We start from the raw sequence: 6,380 nt of genomic DNA, 5'->3' as shown, positions 1-6,380 counted from the left end.
AAAAGTGTGCTTGGATACCATTCAGTTTCTGAGAATAGAAAGTCAGGGCTTTATCTACGGAGCAGTATTAAATACTAGACGCACAGGCAAGCTCACTGGCTTCGATGTGATAAATGATAGCTAATCATTTATCAATGAGAGATACAAGACGCGCAGCTTGCTGGCGTGACGAGCGAAGCTCGTAATTTATATGTTTTGGTGCCTTCTCATTTGCTCCTCTTTTACTTCTCTTTATGCAATAAGATTTTAAGTAACTTATTCACAAAGAGGTTAAGAGGACGCTGCGCTTTAGAGAAGCCAAAAGTAGGTAACAATCAGCTTTAAATATTAAAAGCTTCGCTTCGCGCGCGAGCAAGCTGGGCGCCTACCGTAATATTCAAGCTTGAGAATCTTTTATAAGGGTTTAACTTGTTGACGCGGGGGCGCAGTGCATACATTTAACTGGTGGTATTTTTAGGCTGGAGTTTACGGCTACGTTATTCGTAGCCTTGAATTAAAATAACTTGGTCAAGAGGTCCTAGTTAACAGCCCTAGCGGTACGTTTATTTTTAAGCTTTAACCCGCCAATTAATAGCAGTGGCCCTATAAACATAGCAAGTCCATACACGCCACCGGTAACCGCATATTCGGGTTTATTCAAAAAGCTAATAGCAATTAATATGGCAAGCGATGCATTTTGAATCCCGACCTCAATAGAAAGCGTCAGCGAGTCGGTTATATTAAACCTAGAAAGCTTAGCGATAAACCACCCTACCACCATTGAACCAATATTAAGCGCTAGGCATGCCCAAAATACATCGTCGAATGAGCTAATTAATAAAGCTCGCTCTTTTATTACTAGTGCGGCAATCATCATAAGCATAAAAAACAACGAGAAGCGTCTAAAAAACGGCTCTGTTTTAATGGCAAAATCACTTTTAAAGTGACGTAACCAAATGCCTATAGCCACTGGCACTAAAGTAATAAAAAACAGCCCGAGTGAAGTGGTCAAAATTGAAAAACTAGCATCGTCTGCTGGTGCAAACTGGTTTATAGCAAAGCCAATAATAAACGGCGTGGTTATTATGCTAATAGCAGTAGAAGCCGCGGTAAGGCTTACCGAAAGGGCTAAATTAGCTTTAGCGAGCTGACTTACTACATTTGACATAGTACCGCCTGGGCAGGCAGCTAATATCATTAAACCAATAGCTATAGGCGTTGGTAGGTTAAGTAAATAACACAGCCCTAATGCTAATAAAGGCATTGCTACAAGTTGGCCTATTAAACCCATAACAATGGCGAGCGGGCTTTTAAATAGACGAGTAAAATCGTTTGTTGTGAGCCCAAGACCCATACCAAACATAATAAGTGCAAGGGCGAGCGGAAGTATTACTTCAGTTAATATAGATGCATTCAAATTAGACAGCCTCGTTTGTTATTGTTTTTAATTGGAGTGTTAATTTTTAAGTTAACTGTATACCAATTCGCTTAATTAAGTGATCTATTTTGAGGATAGAAAAACGTGTTGATAGCTAGGCAAAAAATTCGCTATTTAGTTGTTCTAAATGAGAATTTTTTAACACAGGTAGCGACACGTTTAGCCCCGCAAAATGATTAAGTATTATTGCGGATTGGTATAACGCCCCTTTACAATAAATCCTAATGCTAGAAGTATTACTTATTTAAAATAGTCGCAATGCGTTTACCCAGTTCTGGAAGTACATCTTGCTCAAACCATGGATTCTTTTTAAGCCATATATTATTGCGCGGACTGGGGTGTGGAAGCACTAAATAATTTGGCCAATACTCACGCCACGATTTTACTAACTCCGTAAGTGGCATTTTTTTAGTCTCCGGTAAATGATACGCCTGCGCGTATTTACCTAATATTATTGTCAGCTCAATATTTGGTAGTGCAGCCAATAATTGCTCGCGCCATGCTGGGGCACATTCTTTTCTCGGTGGTAAATCACCCGACTTCCCCCTACCCGGATAGCAAAAGCCCATTGGCAAAATGGCTATATTATTGGCGTTATAAAACTCATCACGTGTTAGCCCAAGCCATTCTCGTAGCCGGTTGCCGCTTGCATCATTAAATGGCACTCCGGTTTCGTGAACTTTTATACCAGGTGCTTGGCCCGCAATTAAAATACGTGCGTTTGGGCTAAATTGTATTACTGGGCGAGCACCCAAAGGTAAATGAGGTTCACAGATCACGCATTTACTAACTTGATCCATTAATTGGTGACTATTCATGTTTATTTGGCCTTAAATGCTTAATATTTATCCTAAATGGCCATTTAGGATAAATGAGTTGGTAAAAAATCGGTTTATTTTATCTAAAACGAGCGTTAGTTAGTAAAATCGTGATCTTTAAGCTAAATCGAGCTACAGCCCTCATAAAACCTAATGCTTGTCTGCCCATACAGCAAACTCGTTCCCGCTTGGCTCTGCAAAATGAAACCGACAACCACCCGGAAATTCAAAAATAGGCTTTAATATTGTTCCGCCATGCAGTTCTATTTTTTTGTAGGTATCGTGAATATCATTACTATAAAAAACCAAAAGCGCAGCCCCGTTTTGAGTAAGCGATTTAAGCGGTGCGTTAAAAAATCCACCATCGAGCCCTTGGCCGCTAAACGCCGTGTATTCTGGGCCGTAGTCAGTAAACTGCCAATTAAATACATGACTAAAAAAAGCTTTAGTAGCAGGTAAGTCACATGCAGGAAGCTCAACGTAATTTAGTTTTTCGTGATCGCCCATCGTTATTTCACTCTTTATTTTTACTCAGTTTATTAACCTTAAGCTTTACATACAGTCTGTGCAATATCATTAAACAATATCAGATCAGTATTTTACTAAGTAAGGTAAAAAAATTTACTTGAATACCAACATTGCAAATGAGAATAGCTATCTTTTGTATTTGTAACATATATAATAGCGCCTTTGTTTTGTCCTCAGCTTTAAATAAAGGATTAATTAACTATGCAGGCACCTTTGCACAGTGCGTCATTCGATAAAATTAACGTTATTGCGCTTATAGTAAAAAGCATAAGCAGTTATCGAGTTTTGGTATTTTTACGGTTTTTTATTGCCATCATTGGTGGCTATGCCTTTACGTCTGCAAGTACTGCTTTATTGTGCTTTTTAATGCCAATAGCTAAGCAAGACGCAGTACTGTTTAGTGTTTCAATCAGTATTTTAATTTATGCCGTCGTATTTATTTATGCCTTTAGCGTTAAATCATTAAAAACAGTGTGGATCAGTATTTTACTAAGTACAGGTACGTTCGCCGGGTTGCTTGCATTGCTAAAGGATTGGGTATGAAAGACAGCTTTTTCAGATCAATGACTTGGTTACACACTTGGGTTGGATTACTTGTTTGTTGGTTATTATATTTAATATTTTTTGCCGGAACACTTAGCTTTTTTAGAGACGAAATAACGTTATGGAATCAACCTGCCATACATAATGTGCAAGCCCAAACACAGCGTATAGAAGCACAAAAACAACAAATAATTACCGGATTTGATTACCTAGCAAACCATGGAGCTAACTCACCAAGCTGGCGTATTACGTTGCCCGAGCCGCGTATTCCTTACCTAGTTTATGGCTATGCAAAACCAAAAGAACCAGGCCAGCGCCGCAGTCAATTTAAAAACACCCAGCTAAACCCTAATACTATGCAAGAGCTTGAGCCCTTTGTAGATACTAAAGGCGGTAACTTTTTTTACCGATTGCATTTTGACCTACATTATATGGATGCAATAACAGCGCGTTGGGTTATATGCTTTGCTAGCTTTTTTATGCTGATTGCCATTATATCGGGCGTGGTTATTCATAAACGTATTTTTAAAGATATGTTTAGCTTTAGGCGTAACAAAGGTAGCCGCACGTGGTTAGATGCCCACAATTTAAGCTCTGTGCTTGCCCTTCCTTTTCATTTAATGATTACTTACACGGGCATGATTACGCTCATATTTATGTTGTTCCCCTACCCTGCGCAAACAGCTTACGATAACGGTATGCGTGGCTTTTTTAACGATGTAACCCCTCGTAATACCATGACCGATAAAGCCAAAGGCGAATCATCAATGGTGCCGATTCAAAGTATTTTAGATCAGGTTTATACTAAGTGGCCTCATGCAGATATTACCCGTGTACAAGTTAACCAACCCAATATGGCAGCTTCAACAATTACCGTATTAGTAAGCGCAGGTAAAACACTACGAGACCAAGCACCACGCTTAATATTTAGTGGTGCTACAGGGCAAATGGTCGCTAAAACTGATGACGAACTAACTAATAGCAAAGCGCTTTACGAGTCACTAAATTCAATGCATACAGGCCGATTAGCTACGTGTTTGTTGCGCTGGTTATACGTATTAGGCGGTATTGCAGGCTGTGTAATGATTGGCTCTGGTTGCATAATGTGGGCTAAACGAATTCGCGAGCGAACTAAAAATAACGCTAAACCTTCGTTTGGTTTAAAGCTAGTTGAAGGGTTAAACCTAGCCACGATTATGGGTTTACCTCTGGCAACGTGTGCATTTTTTATTGCTAACAGACTACTTAACCCAACTACTGCAGAGCGCGCCGATAAAGAAATACTCGCGTTCTTTTTAACATGGCTAGCGGTGGCTGTTATTGCCCTTTTAAAGCGCGATACACTGCAATGGCGAGTTATGGCTGCTATAAATACTGTTGCATGCTTAAGTGTACCGGTTATTAATGCCCTTACAACCAACGGTAATATAGTTAGCTATTTGATGCACAAACAGTGGGCTTTATTTACTTTTGATGCACTGTTTTTATTGTTTAGTATATTGTTTTTTATACAAACCGAAAAATTACGTACTGCTAAAAACACCTCAAAAATAATTAGCCCTAGCCAATCTAATAATCTTAAAAGGCAAAAATCATGATTGATTTACTTGGTTTTAGTCTGTGTTTGTTTGGTTTTAATGGTTTTGCACTGGCTAAGTTTAATCATTTTAAAGATGTATTTAAAAAACGCCCTACAGAATCACAAAGTAAAAGCCTGTTATTTATTGCTTGGATCAGTATTTTACTAAGCTTAGTGCTTTGCGTAGCAACTCAAAGTGGTTATGGCGCGTTAATTTTTTGTGGGTTTATGTCGCTAAGTGTCTTAATTATAATGGTTTTTTATAACTTTTTAGTAGGCTACGTAAAGTGGTTTAGTGTTTTAAATAGCGTGTTAGTTGTACTAAGTGGGTTATTTTTAGCGTTAAACTAGCTTTAGTTAGTAAAAACGTGATCCGTTACTTTCCCATAGATTAGGGCGTGTTGATCTTTGGTGGGTGAATTTGCAGCAGACTGTTTGGTATTTAGGCAAGGCAGAGCCTATGTAGTGTGGTTATTCCCCATAAATAGGCGATAACGCAGCATAAATACCAAACATGCGCTGCCCTTTGGGTTCTTTCTAGGGACGATTAACTCTTTGTTGCCTACATGGATGTAGGTAAGGGGCGTGAGCAGGACGCGGAAGCTTTGCTCGGTTTTTACTTAGCCCACTAGGTTACAAACCTCGCGCCGCGATTTAATCGCCCCTAGATTGAACAGATTTCAATCCACAAAGATCAATACGCCCTAGGCAAAAAAAATGGCAAGCTATATAGCTTGCCAACAATAGGGGATATTCAGTGTTCCTAATACTTACTGTCTCACTGTAAGTGCTAGCAATATAGCGTTTATATATTTAAGTTACTTTACAGTTAGATGACGTTTTTATTACCACTTTAAAAGCGCATACAGCTAACTGTAAACCCCCTTTACATGCTCTCTTGATTTACCCAAATAATTTGATCGGTAGCAAAGCCTAACTCTTTCGCTTTAGTTAAAAAGTGCTCTTTAAGCTCTTTGCTAACTGTTGGTGTACGCGACAAAAACCACAAGTAATCTTTGTTGTAACTGGTTATAAAAGCATATTGGTAATCGGGTTGGTCAAGCTCAAAAATAACGTAAGCGCCGTAAAATGGATCAAAAAACGAGACTTTAAAATGCCCTGTGTCGGTGTTTTCAACAAACTTAGCTAAGCCCTCAGCTTCATCCCACTTTTTATCATCCGTTAAATAACCTTTGTTAAGGACCTTTACTGTGCCGTCGTCGTTAATAGAATACGTAGCGGTAACTTGCTCCATACCTTCTTCAAATGAGTGATTGAGCCGCGCTATTTCAAACCACTTTCCTTTATATTTTTGTATGTCGAAGTTTTTAACGGGTATTATTCCCTCAGGAGGGCTGGTACAGGCACTAAGAAAAAATAGCCCTGTAATAAGTAAACCGTATTTTATGGCCTTCATGTAAGCTCCTTTTCGATTATGTAATTTATACTATTTCACAAGAATAAAATTTGCTATAGGATCGTCTTAATTCTAAAG

The 6,380-nt window shown here is 38.9% G+C and carries 7 protein-coding genes; 3 read left to right on the top strand and 4 right to left on the bottom strand.

The genetic code is table 11. The annotated features are described in order from the left end of the window. Positions 1-517 precede the first annotated feature (517 nt). The 3 genes from GQR55_RS16590 to GQR55_RS16580 form a co-directional block, all read right to left on the bottom strand. Complete coding sequence (locus GQR55_RS16590; RefSeq protein WP_166421468.1) at positions 518-1,396, bottom strand: bile acid:sodium symporter family protein; 879 nt, start codon at positions 1,394-1,396, stop codon at positions 518-520. Between the two features lie 257 nt (positions 1,397-1,653). After that, positions 1,654-2,235 (bottom strand): uracil-DNA glycosylase family protein, encoded by a 582-nt coding sequence (locus tag GQR55_RS16585; protein ID WP_166421467.1) that lies wholly within the window; start codon positions 2,233-2,235, stop codon positions 1,654-1,656. 150 nt (positions 2,236-2,385) lie between these two features. Then, positions 2,386-2,742 carry a VOC family protein gene (locus tag GQR55_RS16580; RefSeq protein ID WP_166421466.1) on the bottom strand — a complete coding sequence of 119 codons (357 nt, stop codon included), beginning with the start codon at positions 2,740-2,742 and terminating at the stop codon, positions 2,386-2,388. Positions 2,743-2,964: 222 nt separating this feature from the next. Between GQR55_RS16580 and GQR55_RS16575 the strand changes: the two genes are divergently transcribed. The 3 genes from GQR55_RS16575 to GQR55_RS16565 are packed head-to-tail and all read left to right on the top strand — an operon-like array spanning position 2,965 to position 5,236. After that, positions 2,965-3,306 carry a hypothetical protein gene (locus GQR55_RS16575; protein ID WP_166421465.1) on the top strand — a complete coding sequence of 114 codons (342 nt, stop codon included), beginning with the start codon at positions 2,965-2,967 and terminating at the stop codon, positions 3,304-3,306. Further along, entirely contained in the window at positions 3,303-4,904 is a 1,602-nt protein-coding gene (locus GQR55_RS16570) for a PepSY-associated TM helix domain-containing protein (protein ID WP_166421464.1), read from the top strand. The genes GQR55_RS16575 and GQR55_RS16570 overlap by 4 nt, the downstream gene beginning before the upstream one ends. Then, on the top strand, positions 4,901-5,236 hold the full coding sequence (locus GQR55_RS16565) for a DUF3325 domain-containing protein (RefSeq protein ID WP_166421463.1): 336 nt from the start codon (positions 4,901-4,903) through the stop codon (positions 5,234-5,236). The genes GQR55_RS16570 and GQR55_RS16565 overlap by 4 nt, the downstream gene beginning before the upstream one ends. A 535-nt stretch (positions 5,237-5,771) precedes the next feature. Here the strand turns inward: GQR55_RS16565 and GQR55_RS16555 are convergent. Beyond that, entirely contained in the window at positions 5,772-6,302 is a 531-nt protein-coding gene (locus GQR55_RS16555; protein WP_166421462.1) for a lipocalin family protein, read from the bottom strand. Between the last annotated feature and the right edge of the window lie 78 nt (positions 6,303-6,380).

The sequence above is a fragment of the Pseudoalteromonas sp. Z1A8 genome, from assembly GCF_011378855.1.
Classification (GTDB): Bacteria; Pseudomonadota; Gammaproteobacteria; order Enterobacterales; family Alteromonadaceae; genus Pseudoalteromonas.
Note: the sequence above shows the minus strand (reverse complement) of the source record. Positions and strands in the feature narration are given on the sequence as shown.

Excerpts from the sequence above, each read along its gene's own strand:
- GQR55_RS16585 (WP_166421467.1), bottom strand. The coding sequence starts at position 2,235 with ATGAATAGTCACCAATTAATGGATCAAGTTAGTAAATGCGTGATCTGT.
- GQR55_RS16580 (WP_166421466.1), bottom strand. The coding sequence starts at position 2,742 with ATGGGCGATCACGAAAAACTAAATTACGTTGAGCTTCCTGCATGTGAC.
- GQR55_RS16575 (WP_166421465.1), top strand. The coding sequence starts at position 2,965 with ATGCAGGCACCTTTGCACAGTGCGTCATTCGATAAAATTAACGTTATT.
- GQR55_RS16570 (WP_166421464.1), top strand. The coding sequence starts at position 3,303 with ATGAAAGACAGCTTTTTCAGATCAATGACTTGGTTACACACTTGGGTT.
- GQR55_RS16565 (WP_166421463.1), top strand. The coding sequence starts at position 4,901 with ATGATTGATTTACTTGGTTTTAGTCTGTGTTTGTTTGGTTTTAATGGT.
- GQR55_RS16555 (WP_166421462.1), bottom strand. The coding sequence starts at position 6,302 with ATGAAGGCCATAAAATACGGTTTACTTATTACAGGGCTATTTTTTCTT.